The sequence below is a fragment of the Bartonella sp. TT29SHDZB genome, assembly GCF_042193395.1.
In the GTDB taxonomy this organism is placed as follows: domain Bacteria; phylum Pseudomonadota; class Alphaproteobacteria; order Rhizobiales; family Rhizobiaceae; genus Bartonella.
The window spans coordinates 1-659 of sequence record NZ_JBHILQ010000140.1 but is presented as its reverse complement, the minus strand read 5'-3'; the positions used below and the strand labels follow the sequence as shown (position 1 = coordinate 659).

The 659-nt window shown below is 41.6% G+C and carries 1 pseudogene; it reads right to left on the bottom strand.

Going from position 1 to position 659, the window contains the following annotated elements:
- Window positions 1-659 (bottom strand): annotated as a pseudogene (locus ACFIJJ_RS10000) (hypothetical protein); the annotation flags it as partial.

Here is a 659-nt window from a genome sequence, read left to right as displayed (position 1 = left end):
CATCATTGACAAGACTACTAACTTTCTCATCCGTATACTTATTGGCATCTTCAAGAACTATCTTCATCTGCTCTTTAGTATAATCATGCAACTGACCACCATTAACAGCTTGCTGAGAACCTGCTTCAATCTTGCCTGCCGCTACATTGTCTATCATAACAGGTTCGCTGTCATTGCCTCCTACTAACGTAATGCTATTGGTCTTTTTCCCATCACTATCTTTGTCATAGTTAACAACGCCATCTGTTACGGCTACTTCAATATCTTTCACATGTTGATCTATCGTATCTACTTTGTCTTCAACCTCTTTTACCCTCTCATTCGTGCTCCAAAGCTGACCACCATTAACAACTTCTTGCGAGCCTTCTTCTATCTTACCATCCAGTACATTCGTAATTTTACTCGACTTGCCATCATGCTTCGCATCATACGCGCCTTCTTCTTCATTCCAATTCAAACCATTGCTCGCCACATTCTTCTCAACATCATGAATACGCTCGTTGATACTCGTCATACCATCACTGACACCATCAAAAGCTCCTGCTACATCATGATAGATCTTCTTTTCTGACGAACTACCATCAGAATTGAATTGTGCAACCTTGAATTCTGGAGCCCTCCATTCGCCACCTTCATAGCTAGCTCCTCCTCCTAAATAC